The sequence below is a fragment of the Enterobacter sp. N5-15 genome (genome assembly GCF_057221635.1).
Window position 1 is genome coordinate 2,046,966 of the sequence record NZ_CM170150.1, and the last position, 23,305, is coordinate 2,070,270.

General features: G+C 57.3%; 21 protein-coding genes. 4 read left to right on the forward strand and 17 right to left on the reverse strand.

The genetic code is table 11. From position 1 onward, the window contains the following. Positions 1 to 79: 79 nt before the first annotated feature. From dtpA to blr, 11 genes are all read right to left on the reverse strand, one after another. Positions 80 to 1,588: a dipeptide/tripeptide permease DtpA gene (gene dtpA, locus AC2TE5_RS09775; RefSeq protein WP_484613118.1), complete on the reverse strand. Its 1,509-nt coding sequence runs from the start codon at positions 1,586 to 1,588 to the stop codon at positions 80 to 82. 590 nt (positions 1,589 to 2,178) lie between these two features. After that, positions 2,179 to 2,814: an endonuclease III gene (gene nth / locus AC2TE5_RS09780; protein ID WP_213328477.1), complete on the reverse strand. Its 636-nt coding sequence runs from the start codon at positions 2,812 to 2,814 to the stop codon at positions 2,179 to 2,181. After that, positions 2,811 to 3,497, reverse strand: a complete 687-nt coding sequence (locus tag AC2TE5_RS09785) for an electron transport complex subunit E (protein ID WP_213328476.1) — start codon at positions 3,495 to 3,497, stop codon at positions 2,811 to 2,813. The genes nth and AC2TE5_RS09785 overlap by 4 nt, the downstream gene beginning before the upstream one ends. Positions 3,498 to 3,499: 2 nt before the next feature. Further along, on the reverse strand, positions 3,500 to 4,120 hold the full coding sequence (gene rsxG / locus AC2TE5_RS09790) for an electron transport complex subunit RsxG (RefSeq protein ID WP_063142978.1): 621 nt from the start codon (positions 4,118 to 4,120) through the stop codon (positions 3,500 to 3,502). A 10-nt stretch (positions 4,121 to 4,130) separates the two neighbouring features. After that, positions 4,131 to 5,183 carry an electron transport complex subunit RsxD gene (rsxD, locus tag AC2TE5_RS09795; RefSeq protein ID WP_339277385.1) on the reverse strand — a complete coding sequence of 351 codons (1,053 nt, stop codon included), beginning with the start codon at positions 5,181 to 5,183 and terminating at the stop codon, positions 4,131 to 4,133. Beyond that, complete coding sequence (gene rsxC, locus AC2TE5_RS09800; protein WP_484613119.1) at positions 5,184 to 7,205, reverse strand: electron transport complex subunit RsxC; 2,022 nt, start codon at positions 7,203 to 7,205, stop codon at positions 5,184 to 5,186. Further along, positions 7,198 to 7,776, reverse strand: coding sequence for an electron transport complex subunit RsxB (gene rsxB, locus AC2TE5_RS09805; RefSeq protein WP_032657710.1), 579 nt, complete (start codon positions 7,774 to 7,776; stop codon positions 7,198 to 7,200). The genes rsxC and rsxB overlap by 8 nt, the downstream gene beginning before the upstream one ends. After that, the gene (gene rsxA, locus AC2TE5_RS09810) at positions 7,776 to 8,357 is read right to left on the reverse strand and encodes an electron transport complex subunit RsxA (RefSeq protein WP_008500564.1); all 582 of its coding nucleotides are present in this window, start codon (positions 8,355 to 8,357) and stop codon (positions 7,776 to 7,778) included. The genes rsxB and rsxA overlap by 1 nt, the downstream gene beginning before the upstream one ends. Before the next feature lie 76 nt (positions 8,358 to 8,433). Then, positions 8,434 to 8,874, reverse strand: a complete 441-nt coding sequence (locus AC2TE5_RS09815) for a DUF2569 domain-containing protein (protein ID WP_023335458.1) — start codon at positions 8,872 to 8,874, stop codon at positions 8,434 to 8,436. A gap of 86 nt (positions 8,875 to 8,960) precedes the next feature. Beyond that, the gene (gene ydgT / locus AC2TE5_RS09820) at positions 8,961 to 9,176 is read right to left on the reverse strand and encodes a transcription modulator YdgT (protein ID WP_013096896.1); all 216 of its coding nucleotides are present in this window, start codon (positions 9,174 to 9,176) and stop codon (positions 8,961 to 8,963) included. A gap of 231 nt (positions 9,177 to 9,407) precedes the next feature. Beyond that, the gene (gene blr / locus AC2TE5_RS09825; RefSeq protein WP_204624059.1) at positions 9,408 to 9,533 is read right to left on the reverse strand and encodes a division septum protein Blr; all 126 of its coding nucleotides are present in this window, start codon (positions 9,531 to 9,533) and stop codon (positions 9,408 to 9,410) included. 243 nt (positions 9,534 to 9,776) lie between these two features. Between blr and AC2TE5_RS09830 the strand changes: the two genes are divergently transcribed. After that, complete coding sequence (locus tag AC2TE5_RS09830; RefSeq protein WP_484613120.1) at positions 9,777 to 10,817, forward strand: oxidoreductase; 1,041 nt, start codon at positions 9,777 to 9,779, stop codon at positions 10,815 to 10,817. A gap of 51 nt (positions 10,818 to 10,868) precedes the next feature. On the opposite strand, the gene add is transcribed toward AC2TE5_RS09830, so the two are convergent. The 3 genes from add to malX form a co-directional block, all read right to left on the reverse strand. Beyond that, positions 10,869 to 11,870 carry an adenosine deaminase gene (gene add, locus AC2TE5_RS09835; protein ID WP_033145337.1) on the reverse strand — a complete coding sequence of 334 codons (1,002 nt, stop codon included), beginning with the start codon at positions 11,868 to 11,870 and terminating at the stop codon, positions 10,869 to 10,871. A gap of 96 nt (positions 11,871 to 11,966) precedes the next feature. Continuing rightward, positions 11,967 to 13,139: a MalY/PatB family protein gene (locus AC2TE5_RS09840; protein ID WP_213328474.1), complete on the reverse strand. Its 1,173-nt coding sequence runs from the start codon at positions 13,137 to 13,139 to the stop codon at positions 11,967 to 11,969. 48 nt (positions 13,140 to 13,187) lie between these two features. Then, entirely contained in the window at positions 13,188 to 14,780 is a 1,593-nt protein-coding gene (gene malX / locus AC2TE5_RS09845; protein WP_213328473.1) for a maltose/glucose-specific PTS transporter subunit IIBC, read from the reverse strand. Between the two features lie 177 nt (positions 14,781 to 14,957). Between malX and AC2TE5_RS09850 the strand changes: the two genes are divergently transcribed. Next, positions 14,958 to 15,986, forward strand: a complete 1,029-nt coding sequence (locus tag AC2TE5_RS09850; protein ID WP_484613121.1) for a Mal regulon transcriptional regulator MalI — start codon at positions 14,958 to 14,960, stop codon at positions 15,984 to 15,986. A gap of 102 nt (positions 15,987 to 16,088) precedes the next feature. On the opposite strand, the gene AC2TE5_RS09855 is transcribed toward AC2TE5_RS09850, so the two are convergent. Together AC2TE5_RS09855 and manA are read right to left on the reverse strand one after the other, a co-directional pair. Next, on the reverse strand, positions 16,089 to 17,621 hold the full coding sequence (locus AC2TE5_RS09855) for a YdgA family protein (RefSeq protein ID WP_484613122.1): 1,533 nt from the start codon (positions 17,619 to 17,621) through the stop codon (positions 16,089 to 16,091). Between the two features lie 99 nt (positions 17,622 to 17,720). Then, positions 17,721 to 18,896 carry a mannose-6-phosphate isomerase gene (gene manA, locus AC2TE5_RS09860; protein WP_213328469.1) on the reverse strand — a complete coding sequence of 392 codons (1,176 nt, stop codon included), beginning with the start codon at positions 18,894 to 18,896 and terminating at the stop codon, positions 17,721 to 17,723. Between the two features lie 199 nt (positions 18,897 to 19,095). On the opposite strand from manA, the gene fumA reads away from it, so the two are divergent. Then, positions 19,096 to 20,742, forward strand: coding sequence for a class I fumarate hydratase FumA (gene fumA / locus AC2TE5_RS09865; RefSeq protein WP_484613123.1), 1,647 nt, complete (start codon positions 19,096 to 19,098; stop codon positions 20,740 to 20,742). Between the two features lie 182 nt (positions 20,743 to 20,924). Next, the gene (gene fumC, locus AC2TE5_RS09870; protein WP_484613124.1) at positions 20,925 to 22,319 is read left to right on the forward strand and encodes a class II fumarate hydratase; all 1,395 of its coding nucleotides are present in this window, start codon (positions 20,925 to 20,927) and stop codon (positions 22,317 to 22,319) included. Here the strand turns inward: fumC and tus are convergent, their stop codons facing one another. Continuing rightward, positions 22,320 to 23,249 (reverse strand): DNA replication terminus site-binding protein, encoded by a 930-nt coding sequence (gene tus / locus AC2TE5_RS09875; RefSeq protein ID WP_484613125.1) that lies wholly within the window; start codon positions 23,247 to 23,249, stop codon positions 22,320 to 22,322. Positions 23,250 to 23,305 lie beyond the last annotated feature (56 nt).

A 23,305-nucleotide genomic window follows, 5' to 3' on the forward strand; every position in this document is an offset into this window, starting at 1 on the left:
AGCTATGTTAGTGCGCAAACGGATAAAAAAAAAGCCGCTAATGCATTAGCGGCTTCTGGTCAGTCGTTTCTCACGGAAATCACGCGGTAGCGGTGTTGGTCGCTTTAGCGGTCTTGTCGTCGTCCTGAGTCATACGGTTCAGCTTCGGTGCGGTCAGCAGCATCAGAACGGCAATAACCGCAGTCGCGATACCAATCTGCATGAACACGGTGCCGTACACGTTCAGGGAAAGCAGTGGGTCAGTCACGTTTTCCGGAACCGCCATCAGGTTAGCAATCTTACCTGCAATGATTGCCGCACCGGCAGTGGTCAGGAACCAGCTACCCATAATGAAGCCCATCAGACGCTGCGGCACCAGCTGTGCAACCATCGCCAGGCCCAGGCCGGAGATCATCAGTTCGCCGATAGACTGCAGCGCGTAGCTCAGGATCAGCCAGTTAACGGACACGATACCGGCGTCGGTGGCAAATTTGGTACCCAGCGGCAGCACCAGGAAGGCGCAAGAACACAGCACCATGCCCACGGCGAACTTGTGCGGCATTGGCAGACGGTCGCCCATCTTGTTATAGATAGCGGCCAGAATCGGGGAACCAATCATGATCCAGAACGGGTTCAGAGCCTGGAACTGCTCAGGTTCGAACGCGATACCGAGGATTGAATGTTCAACGTTACGGATAGCGAAGAAGTTCAGGGAAGTTGGCATCTGGCTGTACAGCACGAAGAAGATAATCGCTTCCAGCATCAGGATGAACGCAACAATCATCTTACGACGTGCAGCGCCCTGCATGGCGAAGGCTTCTTTCGCAAAGATGACCACGATACCCAGCGCAACCACGCCCAGAACGGCACGTGCGATACCCTGGTTGTGCAGCAGCCAGGTGGCGATTGCCGCGAGGACAACAACGCCCACGATGGTCGCCAGCAGTTTGCCCATATGCACAGGCTCGAAGTCAGGTTTTGAACCGTAGTCTTTAACCCAGCTGCGGCAGAACAGGAAGTTCACCACGGTAATCAGCATGCCCACGAAGCTCAGCGCAAACGCCACGCTCCAGCCGAATTTCGCCGCGAGCCATGGGGTTGCCAGCATTGAGAAGAACGAACCGATGTTGATGGACATGTAGTACATGGTAAATGCACCGTCCAGGCGCGGATCGTCTTTGTTGTAGCAGGTCGAAAGCAGGGAGGACGGGTTTGCTTTGAACAGACCGTTACCGACGGCAATCGTCGCCATACCCATATACACGACAGCGGCATCATGCCCTGACCATGCAACCAGACCATAGCCAATTGCCAGGACAATGGCGCCCAGCATGATGACACGTTTAGTCCCGAGGACTTTATCACCCAGCCAGCCGCCAATAGCGACCAGACCGTACACCAGAGCACTGAAGGAAGAGAACAGCGTGATGGAATCGGCTTCGGACATACCCAGCTGTTTTACCAGGTAAACCGCCATGATCCCTTGCAGGCCGTAATAACCAAAACGCTCCCATAACTCGATAGAGAAGATGAGATAGAACGCTTTAGGCTGTTTAAAAGCGTTAAGACTCACGCTTTCATCTGTTGGTTTATTGTTTGCAGTAGACACATATACCTCTTTTTTTACATCCCATATTAACGGGGGTGTTCATAGCGTGATGGCCGTAGCCCATACGCCTTATAGTTATATTGGGAGGAGAAACGGCGGGTAATGTTCACTATCCTGCCCCATCTGGCAATACGTTTGTAATAATCTGTTACATATATCTGGAGTGGTATAATCGTCGGTTCATATAAATGTTATTCAGCGTTAAATTTCATACCATGAGCAAAGGTAGTTTTTTCGACTGGCAATAACCCTCCCCGACCGGCTTTTGGCGATATGTTCTGCTATTTGCCGCTTCATGCAGTGATATAGCCCATATTCTGAAAAATAGCTGGTCTTATCTTCGGTAAGGAGAGGTGAGTATCTTGTCAGACAAAGGGTTTAGGCCGATTTTGACAACAAAAATTCAACATGAAGTTATCAGGGTGATCGCGATCACAGATATATAGAAATTTTTGGCTATGAAAAAAGTATTAACCTGTTTGAGCGTTAAACAGCCGAACAAGTGACAGGTTGGAGGAAGCGAAAGACGGACAAATAACGGCCAAAAGAAGAACGTTCGATAGCCCTTCTTTTGGTGTGGGTTAGGGCGATCAGGAATACACTTTATCTTTGTATTCGCAGAGATCTTCAATAATGCAGGAGCCGCAGCGAGGCTTGCGGGCAATACAGGTATAACGGCCGTGCAGAATCAGCCAGTGGTGGCAATCAACCTTAAATTCTGCCGGAACCACTTTCAGCAGCTTCTCTTCGACCTGCTCGACGTTTTTCCCCGGCGCAAAGTTAGTCCGGTTAGACACGCGAAAGATATGCGTATCCACGGCGATAGTGGGCCAGCCAAACGCGGTATTAAGCACCACGTTCGCGGTCTTACGCCCCACGCCCGGTAAGGCCTCCAGCGCGGCGCGGTCCTCCGGCACTTCGCCTCCGTGCTGTTCCAGCAGGATCCGGCAGGTCTTAATGACGTTCTCTGCTTTACTGTTAAACAGGCCGATGGTTTTGATATAGGACTTCACGCCTTCCACGCCCAGCTCCAGCATGGCTTTCGGCGTATTGGCGACCGGATAGAGCAGGGCAGTGGCTTTATTGACGCTCACATCGGTAGCCTGCGCGGAGAGCAACACGGCGATCAGCAGCTCAAACGGGGAGGTAAAATTCAGCTCCGTCGTCGGGTGCGGGTTCTCGTCCCGCAGACGGGTCAGGATCGCAATGCGCTTTTCTTTATTCATGAAGCCTTCTCGGGTGTCCCTTCCAGAACGCTACGCTCAGCCGCGCGGCGCTTACGTTTCTCATCAATCAGGTATTTTATCGCCAGCATCATGCCAAGGCCAATAAACGCGCCAGGCGGCAGCATCGCCAGCAGGAATGGCGTATCGGTGTGGAACACTTCAACGCGCAGCGCTTTGGCCCAGCCGCCGAGCAGCGCATCGGCGCCGTCAAACAGCGTACCGTTACCGAGGATCTCGCGCAGCGAGCCCAGCACGAACATGGCGCACGTGGCGCCCATGCCAATGGAAAACCCATCCAGCGCCGACATGGCGGGGCTGTTTTTCACCGCGAAGGCTTCCGCCCGCCCGACGACGATACAGTTGGTGACGATAAGGGGAATAAAGATCCCGAGCGACTGGTACAGGCCGAACGCGTAGGCGTTAATCACCATCTGGACGATACTGACCACTGACGCAATGATCATGACGTAAATCGGAATACGAATTTCCGACGGCGTCCAGCGGCGCAGGGCGGAGATGGAGAGGTTGGTCAGGGTCAGCACCAGCGTTGTTGCCAGACCCAGACCGAGCGCGTTGGTGGCGGTGGACGTTACCGCCAGCAGTGGGCACATCCCCAGAAGCTGTACCAGCGCGGAGTTGTTCTTCCACAACCCCTGGACAATAACCTCTTTAACCTGGCTCATGATTACTCTCCACAGGCCGGAAGATTGTTGATTTGCGCGGGCAGCGTTTCAGCATACAGCCCGGCTCGTTTTACGGCGTTCACCACGGCGCGCGGCGTGATGGTCGCGCCGGTGAACTGGTCGAACTCGCCGCCGTCTTTCTTCACCGCAAACGCGGTGTCACCTTCGCCATGGATAACTTTACCGGCGAAGTGCAAAATCCAGTCGCTCAGCCGGGTTTCAATTTTATCGCCAAGACCCGGCGTCTCATGGTGTTCCGTCACGCGGGTGCCCAGTATCGTGCCGGTGAAATCGCTGCCGACAAGCAGTTGAATGGCGCCGGAATAGCCGTCGGGCGCCGTCGCTTCCATCACTGCGCCTACCGGTTTATCCCCTTTGCGGGCGATAAAGACACGGTGCGCGCCTTTCCCAAGCTGCGGCGCGTCTACCACAAAGCAGCTTTTTTGCAGGTCATTATCGTAGAAATCTGACGGGATCACCTGATCGAAGAGCGCCTTTTGCTGCTTAGAGGCCTGCTCTTCGATGGTCGTTTTGGTCAACGCATTAACCAGTGCCGTCAGCCCCGTCAGGACCGCGGCGAAGACGGCCAGCGTGACGCCGTGTTTTTGCATCGTTTTTAACATGGCGAAACCCTTAGCGATGGCCGTACACGCGCGGACGCGTGTAGTAGTCGATGAGCGGAACGGTAATGTTGGCGAGCAGGACGGCAAATGCCACGCCGTCCGGGTAACCGCCAAAGCTGCGGATGAGCCATACCAGCAGGCCCGCCAGCGCGCCGAAGATCAGGCGGCCGCGGTTAGTCGTTGACGCCGTAACCGGATCCGTCAGGATAAAGAAGGCACCTAACATGGTCGCACCGGAGAGCAAATGCATCTGCGGGCTGGCCAGGGATTCAGGAGAGAAGACCCATCCCAGCGTCGCGCAAACCGCCAGCGTCACGAGGAAGCTGACCGGAATATGCCAGCGAATGGCTTTCTGCTGCAGCAGGAACAGGCCGCCCAGCAGATACGCAAGGTTGACCCACTGCCAGCCTGCACCCGCCAGCACGCCGCTGTAGATCGCGGATTTCATGATCTGCTCAACGCTGTGCCCGGCGTGCAGGGACGTTTTAAAGGTATCGAGAGGCGTCGCCTGGCTAATGCCGTCCACGCCCATGCGCAGCGCGTTCATATCAGCGCCGAGCGCCGTCTGGCCGGTAAAGATAACGTGCAGGGCATCCATAAAGCCCGGAACCGTGGCGGCAATCTCGTGCGGAGGCAGCCAGCTGGTCATCTGTACCGGGAAGGAGATCAGCAGCACCACGTAGCCAATCATCGCCGGGTTAAACGGGTTATGACCGAGCCCGCCATACAGCTGTTTGGCAATGATCACGGCGAAAACGGTTCCGAGAACCACCATCCACCATGGGGCGAACGGCGGGATACTGATGGCCAGCAGCAGGCCGGTCAGCAGCGCGGAGTTGTCGGCAAGAATGCGGGAGACAGCCGCCTTGCGCAGCTTAAGCACAAGGGCTTCCGCCGCTAAGGCGCTGGCACAGCCCAGGATTATCTGGAACAGGGTTCCCCAGCCGAAAAACCAGCACTGAACGGCAATGCCCGGCAGCGCCGCCAGGCAGACCAGCATCATGATGCGCGATGTCTGGCGCTGATTGTGGGTGTAAGGGGAGCTTGCGATTCTGAAAACCATTTAATCCTCGTTAACTGCTTGCTGTGCGGCTTTCTTCGCCTGAACGCGCGCAATGGCGGCGGCGACGGCGGCCTTGCGCGGGTCATCGTTGGCGGCCTGCGGTTGCTCTTCCTGCTGCGCCGCCTTACGGGCTTTGGCGCGAGCAATGGCCGCTTCGACGGCGGCTTTGCGCGGGTCGACCGGTGCTTCGGGTTCTGCCGCAGGGGCCTGCTGAGCTGCTTTGCGCGCTTTGGCGCGGGCAATCGCCGCTTCAACGGCCGCTTTACGCGGGTCTACCGCATCCTGCTCGACGACCACGCTTTGCTCACCGGCTTTGCGGGCTTTGGCCCGGGCTATTGCCGCTTCAACGGCGGCTTTACGCGGGTCGACTTCAGCCTCTGCCTGGACCGTTTGCGCTTTTTCAGCCTGACGGGCGCGCGCTGCGGCCTTACGTGCCTCACGCGCGGCGATGGCTTCGCTGTTATCAGGTTTCTCACCTGCCGGGATCACCACAGGCTGAGCCGCGGTCGCTTTTTTCTCACGAACGCGCGCCAGCGCGGCGTTAATGGCATCCTGATCTTTTTCGGCAGGCTGAACGGCGGCCTGCTTATGGCGTTCCTGACGGGCGATTTTTTCGCGTTCCAGTCGCGCCTGGCGCGCTTCGAAGCGCGCTTTGGCTTCCGCAGCGCGTTTTTCTTCCATGGAGATGGCATAAATCTCAGCCTTCTCCTGGCGGAAATACTGCACCAGCGGGATGTTGCTTGGGCAGACCCAGGCGCAGGCACCGCATTCGATGCAGTCGGCCAGGTTGTGGGCTTTTGCCTTGTCGTGCAGCTGGCCTTTGCTGTACCAGTACAGCTGCTGCGGGAGCAGATCCGCCGGGCAGGCATCGGCGCAGGCGCTGCAGCGGATGCAGCCTTTCTCTTCCTGCTCTTCGCCCATCTCGGTCGGGGAAGGCGCGAGCAGACAGTTGGTGATTTTCACTACCGGAACGTCCAGCCACGGCAGGGTAAAGCCCATCAGCGGGCCGCCCATGATCACCATCTGGTCGCTGCCCGGGCAAAACTCAGCCTGTTCCAGCAGATGGCGCACCGGCGTACCCAGACGCGCCCAGACGTTGCCCGGACGAGAAATCGATTCCCCGGTCAGCGTCACCACGCGCTCGGTTAACGGTTCACCGTCAATCACCGCGCGCTTCACGGCATACGCGGTGCCGACGTTTTGCATCAGCACGCCGATATCCGAAGAGCGTCCGCCGTGCGGAACCTGCTTGCCGGTGAGAATTTGCGTCAGCTGTTTTGCGCCGCCAGAAGGGTACTTGGTCGGGATAACGCGCAGGCTAATATCGTGACTGCCCGCCAGCACCGCGCGCAGCATGGAAATAGCCTGCGGTTTATTGTCTTCGATACCAATCAGCACTTCCCGCGGCTGCAGAATGTGCGCAAGAATGCGGATGCCTTCCACCACCTGGGCGGCACAGTCCTGCATCAGACGATCGTCAGCGGTGATATACGGTTCGCACTCGGCGGCGTTGATAATCAACGTCTGAATGTTATCGCCACCGCCGCGCAGCTTGACGCCGGTCGGGAAGCCCGCGCCACCCAGCCCGGCGACGCCGAACTGATGAATTCGCTCGATAAGCGCTTCGCGGCTGTGGGCGCGGTAATCGCTCCAGCCGTCACGGTCAATCCAGCGGTCTTCGCCGTCGGCTTCAATAATAACGCTCAATTCTGAGAGCGCGGACGGATGCGCCACCGTATGCGGGGCGATGGCGACCACCTTACCCGAGGTTGGCGCGTGCACAGGCAGCATGCGTCCACGACCAAAGGTCAGCGGCTGGCCGCGAAGCACCGTATCGCCTTCTTTCACGCACAGCTCACCCTCAGCGCCAATATGCTGCTTGAGCGGCATAACGTAACGCGTCGCCAGCGGAATTTGACGCAGCGGCGTGCCGTTGGACTGGGTTTTCATTTCCGGTGGATGAATACCGCCATCAAAGTCCCAGATCTTCTCTTTTCTGAAAGCAGAAAATAACTTAAGCATGTTGTTCCACAGGAATATTGCGAACCGGAATGGTTTGAAGATCCCATTTCCAGCTTTCGGTAGTCGTTTCAACCGGGCGCAGCTCGATACATTGCGTCGGGCAGGGGGCCACGCAGAGGTTACAGCCGGTGCAGAGGTCCGCCACGACGGTGTGCATAGCGCGGGTGGCGCCGACAATGGCGTCAACCGGGCAGGCCTGAATACATTTGGTGCAGCCGATGCAGTTGGCTTCGTCGATCACGGCCAGGGCACGGACCGGCTCCTGCACGTCCGCATCGCCGTCAACGGGCTGCGGATCAACGTTAAGCAGGGTCGCGATTTTCAGCATCACCGCTTCGCCGCCGGGGGCGCAGCGGTTAATTTTTTCACCCTGAATCCCTACCGCTTCGGCATAGGGGCGGCAGCCGGGATAGCCACACTGCCCGCACTGGCTTTGCGGCAGAAGCTCATCAATTTTCTCAACAACAGGATCGTCCTCTACCGCGAAACGGCGGGAGGCGTAACCCAGGATAAGGCCAAACACCAACCCCAGAACGCTGATAGAGGCGATGGCAATCCAGATAGCATTCATTACAACTTCACCAGACCACTAAAGCCCATAAAGGCCAGAGACATTAAACCTGCGGTCACCAGCGCAATCGCGTTACCGCGGAAGGGCGCAGGAATATCCGCTGCTGCCAGGCGCTCGCGAATGGAGGCGAACAGCACCATTACCAGGGAGAAACCGACTGCCGCAGAAAAACCATACAGCGCCGACTGCATAAAGTTATGGCCAAGGTTGATGTTCAGCAGCGCGACGCCGAGAACGGCGCAGTTGGTGGTGATCAGCGGCAGGAAGATACCCAGCAGGCGATAAAGCGCCGGGCTGGTTTTGCGCACCACCATTTCGGTAAATTGCACCACCACCGCGATAACCAGAATAAAGGCCAGCGTACGAAGATAGGTCAACCCCAGCGGGATGAGGATCCAGGTATCGATCCACCACGCGCAGATGGACGCCAACGTCATCACGAAGGTCGTCGCCAGCCCCATACCCATTGCCGTTTCCAGCTTTTTGGAAACGCCCATAAACGGACACAGGCCAAGGAACTTCACCAGAACGAAGTTGTTAACCAGCACGGTGCCGACAAAGAGCAGTAAGTAATCGGTCATTATTTAGCCTGAAATAAAAAAGCCGCCTATTATCGGACAAACCAACGCAGGCGACAACAGGTTATCTGTAGGGTTATTACGGGTTCACGAAGGTGTTTTTCACCCGCGTCGAACGCTTGAAATAGGGCACCAGCAGCGCCGCGGCCAGCAGTGGGAAAAGCAGCTGACGAACGGCCAGAGCGTCTGAAACGGGCGAAAAAGCAAAGGCCTTCACCGCCAGCAGGACCGAAATCAGCAGCCAGATGATATAGTGCTTCGGCACACTCTTGCGGCGCTTAAAGAAGGCAATGGTCAGCCACAGCGTGTAGTACCACATTCCAATCGCGAAAACGAACGACACAAACCACATCGCAATATTCAGCACGCTTTGCGACATCAGGGTCTGGATGGCGTGAGGGGTAACCAGTGCGGTGGTATACAGCAGCAGCGCAAGCGATGCGCTTAATAAGGCAACCAGCAGCCATGCCAGTGGGGCGATTAACCAGCCTCCAATGCGTTCTCCAGGCGTTGCGGTCATGAACTCTCCCATAATCTGCGCGAAATGTTGTACAGCCAGTTTGCAGGGCGGAGAGTATATAACATTTCGCGCGGATGGCTACTTTCTTATAAAACGTAACGCCATACGGACTTAGGCACTTCACCGACGTTGAACAAACGACCACCGGAAACCAGCTCCGCACGGCGATGGTCAGCGGCGCGATACATATTAATGATGTCCTGATTATCCGACAGGGTGTAGTTCAGATGGTCAAACAGTTTTTCCAGGCTCTCAAGCGAATTGATCTTGCGAAATTTTAATAAATAGTCCTGAACTGTCATATTAATAAGTTTCCATATAAAAGTGAGTAATACCAGTTAAGGTAATTCGTTCGAATAATAAACGGATTAATAAAGACGTAAACAGCCCACTCAGGTAACGCGACGAAATTAGGAGTTTTCTTTGCTGAAATTCAGGCATCAGACGATGCCTGGAAGAGAAGGTTAACCGTGTTCACCAGGGCTGGCAATAAGTAACTGACATATTATGTCACTCTTTATTGCAGTAACCGGTTACTTAGGTTGGGCGAGTGTGACAGGCTCCGGCGGCTGGTAGTTATCGATATGGCTGGCAACGCCCAGCAAAATGACCGAAACCCCAAGGACAATCCATCCCGCTAATTCAATGATTCGATTAATAATTGACGTCATGATTCGTAATTGTACTTTATCCATAAATACAGGGCGCAAATGTTACAGCGACGTTTCCCCGACGGCAAGGGCTTTGGGAACGGTTCCCTTAAACAAAATCAGTAGGTTAATACTATGTAACAAAAACAACCCGTACAACCTGCTATTTTAAGTCATATGGCACATTATTAATCTGTGGTCATGCCAGGTTAGCCAGTGTGAAATAAGAACGTCATAAAAGAGGATGGCACTATGAGTGATAATATCCGCGTCGGGCTTATCGGCTACGGGTACGCGAGCAAAACGTTTCATGCGCCTCTGATAGCCGGTACGCCGGGGATGGCGCTGGCGGCGGTATCCAGCAGCGATGCCGCTAAAGTCCACGCCGACTGGCCCTCCGTGCCGGTTATCTCTGAACCTAAACACCTTTTCAACGATCCGAATATTGATTTAATCGTCATCCCCACGCCGAACGACACCCACTTTCCGCTGGCAAAGGCCGCGCTGGAAGCCGGTAAGCACGTGGTTGTCGATAAGCCCTTTACCGTCACGCTGTCTCAGGCTCGCGAGCTGGATGCGCTGGCAAAGAGCCTGGGCAGGCTGCTGTCGGTATTCCACAACCGCCGCTGGGACAGCGACTTTCTGACGGTAAAAAGGCTTCTCAGCGAGGGCACGCTAGGGGAGATCCTCTTTTTTGAATCGCACTTTGACCGCTTCCGCCCGCAGGTAAGAAACCGCTGGCGCGAGCAGGCCGGTCCGGGCAGCGGTATCTGGTACGATTTAGCCCCGCATCTGCTGGATCAGGCCGTCAATCTTTTTGGTCTGCCGGTGAGCATGACGGTCGATCTGGCCCAGCTCAGGCCCGGAGCGCAGACAACCGATTACTTCCACGCGGTGCTCAGCTACCCGCAGCGGCGGATTGTGCTGCACGGCACGATGGTCGCGGCCGCAGAATCGGCCCGCTATATCATTCACGGTACGCGCGGGAGCTACGTGAAGTTTGGTCTCGATCCGCAGGAGGACCGACTGAAAAGCGGTGAACGTTTGCCGCAGGAAGACTGGGGCTATGACATGCGCGACGGCGTGGTAACGCGGGTGGAAGGTGAGGAGCTGGTTGAGGAGACCCTGCTGACGATCCCGGGGAACTATCCGGCCTACTATGCGGCCATCCGCGATGCGCTGAACGGCACGGGAGAGAATCCGGTTCCGGCCAGCCAGGCGATTCAGATTATGGAGCTGATTGAGCTGGGCATCGAATCTGCCAAACATCGCGCCACGCTCTGTCTGGCATAAGTTTAAACGTTTTGTAGGCCGGGTAAGCGTCAGCGCCACCCGGCAACGGTGTTAACCGCGAGCCACTTTATCTTTCAGCGCCTGTTTCTCTTCAGGCGTCAGGAAGGCAATTTCCAGCCCGTTGATCTGCGCCTGACGGATCTGCTCGCGGCTCAGACCCGCCTGCGGTGCGGCGATGTTGTACTCGTGGATGATATCCACGCCCTGAACCGCCGGGTCGTCGGTGTTCAGCGAGGCCAGCACGCCGTGCTCGAGGAACGTTTTCAGCGGATGATGCGCCAGCGTTGCCACGGTGCTGGTCTGAATGTTAGACGTCAGGCACGACTCAATCCCGATACGCTGCTCCGCCAGGAAATCCATCAGGGCGCGATCTTCTACCGCCTTCACGCCGTGACCGATACGCTCGGCGCCCAGCTCGCGGATGGCCTGCCAGATGCTTTCCGGGCCAGCCGCTTCACCCGCATGCACGGTAATGTGCCAGCCGGCATCGCGCGCGCGGTTGAAGTGGGAGAGGAACAGACTGCCCGGGAAGCCCAGCTCGTCGCCGGCGAGGTCGACGGCGGTGATGGCATCGCGATGGGCCAGCAGCGCTTCCAGCTCCTGCAGGCAGGCGGCTTCGCCGAACGTACGGCTCATAATGCCAATCAGACGGGCCTGAACGTCGAAGGTTTTACACCCTTCGCGGACGCCTTCAATGACGGCTTCCACCACGCCTGCAACGGGCAGGCTGTGGGTCATCGCCATGTAGCCCGGCGAGAAGCGCAGCTCGACGTAATGCAGGCCGTTACGGGCCGCATCTTCAATGTTCTCAAACGCCACGCGGCGGCAGGCATCCAGCGAGGCCAGCATCTTCACGCCCCAGTCGAGTTTGCTCAGGAAGCTGACCAGGTCCGGTTCATTGGAGGTCACCTGTACGTGCGGGATCAGCGACTCAAGCGTCTGCGCTGGGAGCGTTAAATTGAACTGGCGGCCAAGATCGAGGATGGTTTGGGCACGAATGTTACCGTCAAGGTGACGATGAATATCAGTTAAAGGCAGGCGTGTATCAATCATGGTCGCACTCTTTTCTGGTTAAAGTGCGCCATATTATAAAAACAAAACGGGGTAAAAAGCTATTTGCGCAAGGGAATATTCCGTTGCGCAAATTGATTACAGGAGTGCGTTAATCCCGGCAATGAGGCGTTGAACGCCTTGTTCCAGCTTGCTGCGCGGGCAGCCCGCATTCAGGCGAACAAAGCCATTTCCCTCTTTGCCGTAGGTATATCCCGGCATGATGGCGACCTTTTGCTGCTCGATCAGCACTTTTTGCAGCGTCCGGTCGTCAATATTCAGCGGGCGCAGGTCAATCCAGGCCAGATAGGTCGCTTCCGGCGGCTGCCAGTTCAGTTTCGGAAAAGCGCTGTTTACTTCCTGCGCGATATACAACAAATTCTCTTCCAGATAACCCCGCAGGGCATCCAGCCACGGCGCTCCCTGCTGATAGGCGGCGATATGCGCCGTCAGCGCCAGCACGGAAGGGGAAGAGAGGCCGTCCCGGCCTTTTAGCGCGCTGAGATAACCGTTACGGCTCTCTTCATCGCCAATCAGGCCGTAAGCGCCCGTCAGCGCCGGAATATTAAAACTTTTCGACCCAGAGGTGAGAAGCGCCCATTTGCCGCGCGCCACCGCGTTCCACGGCGTGTGACGATGCTCTCCCCACACCATATCCATGTGTATTTCATCGCTGATAACCGCCACGTCATAGCGTGCGCACAGTTCAGCCATCTGCGTCAGCTCCTCCCGCGTCCAGACCTTGCCGGTCGGGTTTTGCGGGCTGCACAGCAGCAAAATTTTGTTTTCAGGTTTCGCGAGGGCCGCTTCCAGCGCAGCCATATTTCCCTGCCAGCCAGCGGCATGCTTTTCCATCTCGACGGGCACCACATGACGCGCATTGCCTTCAATGGCTTTGTAAAACGCATCGTATGCCGGGGTGTGTACCACCACGCCGTCGCCGGGGTTTGACCAGAGACGAATCAACTCAGAGACCATATATATGACGGAAGGGCCATAAACGATCGATTCGGTCTCAATCTGGCTGTTAAAGCGCTGCTGGAACCAGTGCGCGACGGCGGCGAGAAACTCATCGTTCTTCCAGCGGCTGTAGCCCAACACGCCGTGATTGATGCGCTGATGCAGCGCGTCGGTAATGCAGGGTGCGGTGGCGAAATCCATATCCGAGATGGTGAAGGGCAGCAGGTCGGCCGCGCCAAAGCGGTCGGCGACGTAGTCCCACTGCGTACACCAGGTGCCGTGTCGATCCACGACGGTAGAAAAATCAAACATGACGTTAATCCTTAAAGTAAAACCCCCTCATGAGAGGGGGCTGAGGCATCAGGCTTCTACTGTTCGCATCAGGGTAGCCAGCTCATCCTTCACCGACTGCACCTGCGGGCCGATAACCACCTGCAAATTGTGCTGATTTAACTGTACCACGCCGATGGCCCGGTTGGCTTTCAGGGCGTTGGTATCCACTTTTGACATATCCGCCACCGACAGACGCAGGCGGGTAATACAGTTGTCCAGAGAGGTGATGTTATCCGCACCGCCCAGCGCCGCCAGAATGGCCGGGGTGTTATAGCCGGATTTGCCCACGGTCCCGGCAACCGCCTGTTCAACGCTGCTCGCCGTATCAACATCGCGGCCAGGCGTTTTCAGGTTAAAGCGGGTGATGGCGAAGCGGAAGATGCCGTAATACACCGCAAACCAGATAGCCGCCACGACCGGCACCAGATACCACTTGGTGGACAGGCCGTGCAGGATCCCGAACACAACGAAGTCGATCACGTTGCCGTCGGTGTTGCCGATGGTCACGCCCAGCACCGCCATCACGGTAAAGCCCAGACCGGTCAGCACCGCGTGGATGAGGTACAGCACCGGTGCGACGAACAGGAACAGGAATTCGATTGGCTCGGTGGTACCGCCCACGACGCAGGCAATGACGCCGGAAATCAGCAGGCCTTTAATTTTATGACGGTTTTCCGGGCGCGCGCAGTGGTACATCGCCAGCGCGGCACCCGGCAGGCCGCCGAGGAAGGCAGGCATTTTACCCTGAGACAGGAAGCGGGTGGCGCTTTCGGAGAAGCCGTGGGTGGTCGGGCAGCTCAGCTGCGCCTGGAAGATGGTCAGCGCACCGCTCACGTCGTGACCGCACACCTCCATCGTACCGCCCGCTTCGGTGAAGCGAATCAGGGCCACCAGGATATGCTGCAGGCCAAACGGCAGGAGCAGACGCTCGCCGGTGCCGAAGATCATCGGACCAAAATCTCCCGCGCCGTTGATGATGCGGCCAATGCCGTTGATCCCCATCGCAAAGACCGGCCAGATCAGCGGAATGATCAAACCAAACAGGCCCATCACCACCAGGGTGATAATCGGCACGAAGCGGGTACCGCCGAAGAAGGCCAGGGCATCCGGCAGGCGGATATTGTGGAAGCGCTCGTGCAGCATCCAGATAATCACACCCGCGATCACTGCACCGAGGATCCCGGTATCAATAGACTGGATGCCAATCACGCTCTGAATGTTGTTGGCTTTCAGCACGGCAGCGTCGGTGGTTGGCAGAATGCCTTTCGCTGTCAGCCAGAAGTTAACCGCCAGGTTCATCACCGCGTAACCCACAAAACCGGCAAACGCCGCGACGCCTTTGTTTTCACGGGCCAGACCCAGCGGGATAGCAATACAGAACATGACGGGCAGGAAGCTAAACGCAAAGGAGCCGACTTTACTCATCCAGATGAAGATCGCCTGCAGCACCGGGGTACCGAGGAACGGGATCAGCGTGATGACGTCTTTACTGCTTAGCGAACTGCCGATCCCGAGCATGATCCCGCAGAACGAGAGGAGTGCCACGGGCAGCATAAAGGTTTTACCCAGTTGCTGGAAAAATTCCCACAGCGATATTTTTTGTGCTGCTTTCGCCGTCATAAAACGACTCCTTTATTGTTAAAATCAGTTTGTCTGCTTCAATGCTGCGAGAAGATAAAACGTTTTATCAAAGTTTAGTGCGCGCTAAATCACATTCTCAGGCTTTGACTGGTAGTATAAAGATAACGTATTGATAAAACGTTTTACCGATCTCATTTTAGGGAGTCACGCCGACACATGGCTGTAGCGAAAAAAATCACCATCAACGATGTCGCGCTGGCGGCGGGCGTCTCCGTCAGCACCGTTTCTCTGGTGCTAAGCGGGAAAGGGCGCATCTCTTCTGCGACCGGTCAGCGGGTGAACGAGGCGGTTGAACAGCTGGGCTTTGTGCGTAACCGACAGGCATCGGCGCTGCGCGGCGGGCAAAGCGGGGTGATTGGCCTCATTGTTCGCGACCTGACGTCACCTTTCTATGCGGAGCTGACCGCCGGGCTAACCGAAGCGCTTGAAGCGCAGGGACGAATGGTCTTTCTGCTGCACGGCGGTCGCGAGGCCGATCAGCTTCTCTCCCGGCTCGATATGCTGCTGAACCAGGGGGTGGACGGAGTGATCGTCGCCGGGGCGTCGGGCGTGGGCAGTGAACTGTGCGAGCGCGCCGCCGCGAAAGGCGTGCCGCTGGTGTTTGCTTCGCGCGCCAGCTACCTGGACGAGGCCGATACGCTGCGCCCGGATAACATGCAGGCCGCGCAAATGCTGACCGAGCATCTTATTCGTCGCGGGCATCAGCGCATTGCCTGGCTGGGCGGTAAAAGCTCGTCCCTGACACGCGCCGAGCGGGTAGGCGGCTACTGCGCGACGCTGATTAAATACGGTCTGCCGTTCCACAGCGAATGGGTCGTGGAGTGTGAATCCAGCCAGAAGAAAGCGGCGGAAGCGATAGGCGCGCTGCTGCGAAGCAGTCCGACGATCAGCGCCGTGATTTGCTACAACGATGTGATTGCCATGGGCGCCTGGTTTGGCCTGATCCGCGCCGGGCGTCAAGGCGGCGAGGGCGGGGTGGAAACCTTCTTTGGCCACCAGGTGGCGCTCGGGGCGTTCGCCGACGTCGGTGAAAATGCCCTCGACGACCTGCCGATCGTCTGGGCTACAACTCCTGCGCGGGAGATGGGCTACACCCTGGCGGACAGGATCATGCAGCGCATCGACAATACGGATGTGCAGGCCGGGCACCAGATTGTGGCGGCGCGGCTGGTGACGGTGAAGTAATTTCCGCTGCATATCGGGCCTACAAAGGCTCGGGATCGTAGGCTGGGTAAGCGTCAGCGCCACCCGGCAATAAAAAACCCCTCGAACGAGGGGTTTTGACGTTTACTGCTGCGGCGCCGCCGGTTCGGCTGGCGCTGCCGGTTCAGCCGGTTCCGGCATCCCCAGCGTTGGCATACCAAACATGCCGACAAAGTCTTCCAGCGGCATCTTGTCGCCGTTAAGCGTTACCTGGCCATTGGCGTACTGCAGGCTGGTGGAAATGGTGTTGTTTTCCACTTTGGTGATGCGGAACATCTGGCCCATTGCCGCCAGACCTTTCACCTGCTGGTTAGCCAGCTTGCCGGCGTCTTCATCGCCGTAGCCTTCCAGCTTCGCAATCTGGGTCATAAACTCGGTCGCCATATCCATCGGGATGGTCAGCTTGCTGTCGAGCGACTTCACGCTGCGATCCACTTCCTGCGCCAGCGTCTGCGGTTCACCCGTTGCGGCTGCCGGATCTTTCAGGAACAGAGACAGGTTGAAGCTGGTTTCGCCTTTGCTGTTTTTCCAGCTCAGCGGCGCGACGGTTACCACCGGCTCGCCTTTCAGCAGGATAGGCAGGTTGTTGAACAGTACCGCCATCGCCTGCTGCTGGTACACCTCAGGGTTCTGCTGCAGCGCGGCATCGGTCAGCAGCGCCTGGCTCTCTTTGCTGTATTTCTGGCTAAACTCATGCCACGCCTGGCCGTCGATATTGCCGATCTTCAGCGACAGTTTGCCGGTGCCCAGATCCTGATTCTGCACTTTCAGGCTTTTCAGCGTGTAGTCCAACTGGGTGTTGATGCTCTTACCGTCTTTGGAAACGTCGGATTTGCCGTTGACGTCCATGCCTTCCAGCACGGCCATCTCTTTTCCTTCAACCGCAATGGCAACCTTGTCGAGAGACAGTTTTTGATCGCCGATACGCTCCTGGAAATCGGTCATTCGGCTGTTGCCGTCGGCTTTCAGGTTGCTGAAGGTGAGCTGAACCTTTTGGTTATATTCGTTCACGGCATTGACCAGGCCACTTTCCGCTTCACCCGTCAGGGAGAACACGTTTCCGTCGCGGTCAGCATCGAGTTTAAAGTGGCCGCCGCTGAAGGCGACTTTCTCATTCTCTTTCTCGTAGTTCAGCGCTTTCAGGGCAATGTCGGAACTTGTGTCACCGGCATAGCTAATTCGGGTATTAATGTCGAAAGGCGATTCATTCTTCGCCAGGTCAAACAGCGGTTTGGTGACGTCGTTATTCACCAGTACGGTATGAACGGACGCCATCGACGGGATCAGGTTAAAGGACTTCAGCTGCGCCAGCGGCAGCGGACCGTGGCTCACCACCTCGTCCAGCACCACGCTCTGGCCCGGTTTCAGCCAGCCGTTTTCAGCACCGGCAACCGGCTTCACCACCAGCTGCATACGGCTGGTAAACACGCCGCGATGATAGTTCTGGTAGCTCAGCTCAAGGCCCGCCTCCGGCGCGCTGCGCGTAATCTCTCCGTTAGCCTGCGCCACCATCTCAGCCAGACGGCCTTCCAGCTGTTTCCCGGTAAACCAGGAGGCACCCGTCCAGACCACGCCTAACGCTACAATCACTCCAACCGCTACGACCGATTTTTTCATTGCGACTATCCCTAAAATGAAACCAGGCGGTAAAAACCGCCTGGAGATATTAAGCCTGCAACTAGCTTAGCAAGAGTTGTTAAAAAATTCAGTAAGTGCTTAAAGCTTATTGAAAACGCGCGCCAGACGACCAGTGCCGCTTACGCTAACCGGAGACTCATTGGCTGCAACGAATGCTGACTCACCGGGCTTAAGCACCAGACGCTGTTCGCCTTTGCGCAGCGTCGCTTCGCCCTCCACGCAGAACAGGATTGCCGCGCTCTCCTGCGCGATGGCGGTTTCGGCCGGGTTCAGGTCGTGCAGGGAGAAGGCAAAATCTTCAACCGGAATCGGGAAGTCCAGCTCTGCGCCGTTTTTCACCGGCTGAGTCAGCAGCTCCGCGGCAGGTTTCGCCACGAACTTCACGTTGGCAACCAGCTCAGGGATGTCGATGTATTTCGGCGTCAGGCCCGCGCGCAGCACGTTATCGGAATTGGCCATCACCTCCAGCGCCACGCCCTGAAGGTAGGCGTGCGGGGTTTCAGCGAACAGGAACATCGCTTCGCCCGGGTTCAGCTTCACCACGTTCAGCAGCAGAGGAGAGAACAGGCCGCTGTCGTCCGGGTAGAATTCGGAAATCAGGCGGATGGTCTCCCACGGTTCACCCTGCTGGCTGCCCAGGGCTGCTTTCAGCACCGCCAGCGCGTGAGATTTCTCTTCACCCTGCATATTCAGCAGGCTGGCAAACAGCTGGCTCAGCGCGTCTGCGTTCGGGTTTTCGAGGAAGTGGGCGATAGCCTTGTTGGCGCCCGCGACCGGTTGCAGCAGAGAAACGATCTCTGAAAACTCGCGGAACGCGTTCATCGCCAGGAACGGGGTCAGCGCAAAGACCAGCTCCGGCTTGTGGTTAGGATCTTTGTAGTTACGCTCGGCGGCGTCTAACGGGATACCCGCCGCGTTCTCTTTCGCAAAGCCGATTTCAGAGGCTTTCTTGTTCGGGTGAACCTGAATGGAGAGCGGCTGGTCGGCGCACAGCACCTTGAACAGGAACGGCAGTTCGCCAAAGCGCTGAGCGACCTTGTCACCCAGCAGCGCGGCTTTATCGGCATCAATTACGTCACGCAGACTGCGTACCTGGCCGCTGGCGTCTTCAATTTTTGAGCTGCTCTTCGGGTGTGCCCCCATCCACAGTTCTGCCATCGGCAGGTTGTTCGGGTTCGCGATACCGTAGAGATCCGTTAACGCAGTTTTACTTCCCCAGGCGTAGTTTTGCACTGAGTTAATGAGTTTTTGCATTATCAAGCCCTGATTCAATTATGGAATTAACTCCGGGTATTAAAGCAATAAACCTCATGGAAGTAACCTGTGGATGTAAAAAGTCGTACTAGTCTCAGTTTTTGTTAAAAAATTGTGTAGGATAAGCTGACTCGCTTTTAAGCCGGGCAGCGGAACATCTGCCCTGAATAAACAGACCGAAGCAGTAAGTGAGAGACCAATGTCGAATAAACCCTTCCATTATCAGGATCCTTTCCCCCTCAGTAAGGATCGGACCGAGTATTACCTGTTAACCCGCGATCACGTATCCGTCTCTGAGTTTGAAGGACAAGAGATCCTCAAGGTTGATCCGCAGGCGCTGACGCTGCTGGCGCAGCACGCTTTCCACGACGCCTCGTTTATGCTCCGCCCGGCGCACCAGCAGCAGGTTGCCGATATCCTGAGCGACCCGCAGGCCAGCGAAAACGATAAATACGTTGCCCTGCAGTTCCTGCGTAACTCAGACATCGCGGCGAAAGGTGTTCTGCCAACCTGCCAGGACACCGGCACGGCGATCATCGTCGGCAAAAAAGGCCAGCGCGTCTGGACCGGCGGCGGTGACGAAGCGGCCCTGGCGCACGGCGTCTACAACACCTACACCGAAGATAACCTGCGCTACTCGCAAAACGCGGCGCTGGATATGTACAAAGAGGTCAACACCGGCACCAACCTGCCTGCACAGATTGACCTCTACAGCGTCGACGGTGACGAGTACAAATTCCTCTGCATCGCCAAGGGCGGTGGTTCAGCCAACAAAACCTATCTCTACCAGGAAACCAAGGCGCTGCTCACCCCGGGCAAGCTGAAGAACTACCTGGTTGAGAAGATGCGCACCCTCGGCACCGCGGCGTGCCCGCCGTACCATATCGCGTTTGTGATTGGCGGTACCTCGGCTGAAAGCACGCTGAAAACCGTTAAGCTGGCCTCAACCAAATACTATGACGGCCTGCCTACCGAAGGTAACGAGCACGGCCAGGCGTTCCGCGACGTGCAGCTTGAGCAGGAACTGCTGGAAGAGGCGCGTAACCTGGGCCTCGGGGCGCAGTTTGGCGGCAAATACTTTGCCCACGACGTGCGCGTGATCCGTCTGCCGCGCCACGGTGCCTCCTGTCCGGTCGGGATGGGCGTATCCTGCTCTGCGGATCGCAACATCAAGGCGAAGATCAACCGCGAAGGCGTGTGGATCGAAAAACTGGAAAACAACCCGGGTAAATACATTCCGGAAGAGCTGCGTAAAGCGGGTGAGGGTGAAGCGGTTCAAGTCGACCTGAACCGTCCGATGAAAGAGATTCTGGCGCAGCTTTCGCAGTATCCGGTTTCGACCCGTCTCTCCCTGAACGGCACGATTATCGTGGGCCGCGACATCGCGCACGCGAAGCTGAAAGAGCGTCTGGACAACGGCGAAGGGCTGCCGCAGTACATTAAAGATCACCCGATCTACTACGCCGGCCCGGCGAAAACGCCTGAAGGCTATGCCTCCGGCTCGTTAGGCCCAACGACGGCGGGCCGCATGGACTTGTACGTTGACCAGCTTCAGGCCAACGGCGGCAGCATGATCATGCTGGCGAAAGGTAACCGCAGCCAGCAGGTGACGGACGCCTGCCACAAGCACGGCGGCTTCTACCTCGGCAGTATCGGCGGCCCGGCGGCGGTGCTGGCGCAGGGCAGCATCAAGAGCCTGGAGTGCGTGGAATACCCGGAACTGGGTATGGAAGCGATCTGGAAAATTGAAGTGGAAGATTTCCCGGCGTTCATCCTCGTGGATGACAAAGGTAACGACTTCTTCAAGCAGATCCAGTCGTCCCAGTGTTCGGCGTGCGTGAAGTAATTCTGTAAATTGCCGGGTGGCGCTGACGCTTACCCGGCCTACATTCTCGTAGGTCGGGTAAGGCAAAGCCGCCACCCGACACCAATAAGAGCGCACAAAGCGCCATATCGTTTCTCAGAAGTCATCAATACTTATCCCTTAAGCATGTGAGCAATCCCTCTTTTGTTATCAAGGAGAAAGTAATGACCACGGTACGCCATGAGAAAGACTCGATGGGCGCCATCGACGTCCCGGCCGACAAGCTTTGGGGCGCGCAAACCCAGCGTTCGCTTGAGCATTTCCGTATCTCGACCGAAAAAATGCCCGTCTCGCTGATTCAGGCGCTGGCGCTCACCAAACGCGCCGCCGCTAAAGTGAACCAGGATTTAGGCCTGCTGACGGCAGACAAAGCGACCGCCATCATCAACGCCGCCGACGAAGTGCTGGCGGGTAAGCATCCCGATGAATTCCCCCTCGCCATCTGGCAGACCGGTTCCGGCACCCAGAGCAACATGAACATGAACGAAGTGCTGGCGAACCGGGCCAGCGAACTGCTGGGCGGCGTGCGCGGCATGGAGCGTAAGGTCCATCCGAACGATGACGTCAACAAAAGCCAGAGCTCTAACGACGTCTTCCCGACGGCGATGCACGTGGCAGCAGTGATTGCTATCCGCGAGCAGCTTATCCCCCAGCTCAACGTGCTCAAATCCACGCTCAACGAGAAGGCGCAGGCCTTCCGCGACATCGTTAAAATTGGCCGTACGCACCTGCAGGACGCCACGCCGCTGACGCTCGGCCAGGAGATTTCCGGCTGGGTGGCGATGCTGGAACATAACCTGAAGCACATTGATTACAGCCTGCCGCATCTGGCGGAGCTGGCGCTCGGCGGGACGGCGGTCGGGACCGGGTTAAACACCCATCCAGAATACGCGGTGCGCGTGGCGGAGGAGCTGGCAAACATCACCGGACAGCCGTTCGTTACGGCGCCCAATAAGTTTGAAGCGCTGGCGACCTGCGATGCGCTGGTCCACACCCACGGCGCGCTGAAAGGGCTGGCGGCCTCGCTGATGAAAATCGCCAACGACGTGCGCTGGCTGGCCTCGGGCCCGCGCTGCGGCATCGGTGAAATCAGCATCCCGGAAAACGAGCCGGGCAGCTCCATCATGCCGGGTAAGGTCAACCCGACCCAGTGCGAAGCCATGACCATGCTCTGCTGCCAGGTGTTGGGCAACGACGTGGCCGTCAACCTGGGCGGTGCGTCCGGCAACTTCGAGCTGAATGTCTATCGCCCGATGGTGATCCACAACGTTCTGCAATCGATTCGTCTGCTGGCGGACGGGATGGAGAGCTTTAACGAGCACTGTGCGGTAGGCATTGAGCCGAATCGTGAGCGTATCAGCCAGTTGCTCAATGAATCCCTGATGCTGGTGACGGCGCTGAATACCCATATCGGCTACGACAGGGCCGCCGAGATCGCTAAAAAAGCGCATAAAGAGGGGCTGACGCTGAAAGCCTCCGCCCTGGCGCTGGGCTATCTCACGGAGGCGGAGTTCGACGCCTGGGTTCGCCCGGAGGCGATGGTCGGCAGCCTGAAATAGTCATCCCGCCACGTACAGGTGCAGCCGCGGAATAATCAGCTGCAGCGGCTGCGCCTGAGGTCTGTAACGGTGCTGGACATTGTCCGCATCGTAATTCAAAAGCTCACCAATATCCGGCACGATGGCCCCCCGATCGGCGTCATAAAGCGCAATCAGCGGCGTCGGACAGGCGTACTGAACCTGTTTTTGCTGTCCGGAATACCAGACGCGGGCGATAGGCTGCACCTTCACCGGCCGCTTTATCTTGAGGCGCGTGTCCGCCGGCAGCGAGGCGATGCTGTGGTACTCCTGCTCCAGGCGCTCAATCCACTGTTCACGCGACCACGGTGCGACGGTGCGCGGCGTCTTCAGGCTTTTTTCCAGCTGCGCCAGAATTTCATCCCGGGTGAAGTTTTTAATGATGTGCTTATTCGCCCAGCCGAAGCGCAGCGTGGCGGGGTGACGCAGTACCGTCAGCGTGCGATAGGCGTTCAGGGTAATCAGCCCCGGAAGCTGGCGGTGCACCCATTCAAACCGGGCGGCAGGGGCGAGACCGGACTCTTCGGTGATGATCTTTTCAAAAGCAGCTTTCAGGGTGTTGATATGGGTAATCTGGCTTTCCAGCGCGTCGCGCGTTGTCGCATCGGTTTGCAGGCAGATCACGCCGGGCAGACGCACGGCCGCCTTACTGCTGCGGTTTTCTGACTGCTGCTGGATAAACAGGCGGCGATAGTGCTTCAGCGCCAGCTCAAGGGCGGCGCTGCCGATGTGCTGTTCAACCTGGATGGCGTTCAGCGGGTCGTGCTCGGCCCCTTTAGCCACCTCGGGCAGGGTAAAGACGCGCGCGGCCAGCAGGCGGCAGGTCTGTAAACGTTCGGTCAGGGTCAGGAGCTCGTGTTCTATTTCCCGAAACGTGCTGTTCAGCCGTTCGAGGAGATCGTAGGTCGCCATAAGTACTCTCATTAGTTACAACATACTTATCATATAGCACAGCACGCCGGGTCAGG

Excerpts from the sequence above, each read along its gene's own strand:
- fumC (WP_484613124.1), top strand. The coding sequence starts at position 20,925 with ATGACCACGGTACGCCATGAGAAAGACTCGATGGGCGCCATCGACGTC.
- rsxG (WP_063142978.1), bottom strand. The coding sequence starts at position 4,120 with ATGTTAAAAACGATGCAAAAACACGGCGTCACGCTGGCCGTCTTCGCC.
- fumA (WP_484613123.1), top strand. The coding sequence starts at position 19,096 with ATGTCGAATAAACCCTTCCATTATCAGGATCCTTTCCCCCTCAGTAAG.
- AC2TE5_RS09830 (WP_484613120.1), top strand. The coding sequence starts at position 9,777 with ATGAGTGATAATATCCGCGTCGGGCTTATCGGCTACGGGTACGCGAGC.
- rsxB (WP_032657710.1), bottom strand. The coding sequence starts at position 7,776 with ATGAATGCTATCTGGATTGCCATCGCCTCTATCAGCGTTCTGGGGTTG.
- AC2TE5_RS09785 (WP_213328476.1), bottom strand. The coding sequence starts at position 3,497 with ATGAGCCAGGTTAAAGAGGTTATTGTCCAGGGGTTGTGGAAGAACAAC.
- tus (WP_484613125.1), bottom strand. The coding sequence starts at position 23,249 with ATGGCGACCTACGATCTCCTCGAACGGCTGAACAGCACGTTTCGGGAA.
- AC2TE5_RS09815 (WP_023335458.1), bottom strand. The coding sequence starts at position 8,874 with ATGACCGCAACGCCTGGAGAACGCATTGGAGGCTGGTTAATCGCCCCA.
- ydgT (WP_013096896.1), bottom strand. The coding sequence starts at position 9,176 with ATGACAGTTCAGGACTATTTATTAAAATTTCGCAAGATCAATTCGCTT.
- manA (WP_213328469.1), bottom strand. The coding sequence starts at position 18,896 with ATGCAAAAACTCATTAACTCAGTGCAAAACTACGCCTGGGGAAGTAAA.
- add (WP_033145337.1), bottom strand. The coding sequence starts at position 11,870 with ATGATTGATACACGCCTGCCTTTAACTGATATTCATCGTCACCTTGAC.
- AC2TE5_RS09850 (WP_484613121.1), top strand. The coding sequence starts at position 14,958 with ATGGCTGTAGCGAAAAAAATCACCATCAACGATGTCGCGCTGGCGGCG.
- AC2TE5_RS09855 (WP_484613122.1), bottom strand. The coding sequence starts at position 17,621 with ATGAAAAAATCGGTCGTAGCGGTTGGAGTGATTGTAGCGTTAGGCGTG.
- nth (WP_213328477.1), bottom strand. The coding sequence starts at position 2,814 with ATGAATAAAGAAAAGCGCATTGCGATCCTGACCCGTCTGCGGGACGAG.
- malX (WP_213328473.1), bottom strand. The coding sequence starts at position 14,780 with ATGACGGCGAAAGCAGCACAAAAAATATCGCTGTGGGAATTTTTCCAG.
- rsxD (WP_339277385.1), bottom strand. The coding sequence starts at position 5,183 with ATGGTTTTCAGAATCGCAAGCTCCCCTTACACCCACAATCAGCGCCAG.
- rsxC (WP_484613119.1), bottom strand. The coding sequence starts at position 7,205 with ATGCTTAAGTTATTTTCTGCTTTCAGAAAAGAGAAGATCTGGGACTTT.
- rsxA (WP_008500564.1), bottom strand. The coding sequence starts at position 8,357 with ATGACCGATTACTTACTGCTCTTTGTCGGCACCGTGCTGGTTAACAAC.
- AC2TE5_RS09840 (WP_213328474.1), bottom strand. The coding sequence starts at position 13,139 with ATGTTTGATTTTTCTACCGTCGTGGATCGACACGGCACCTGGTGTACG.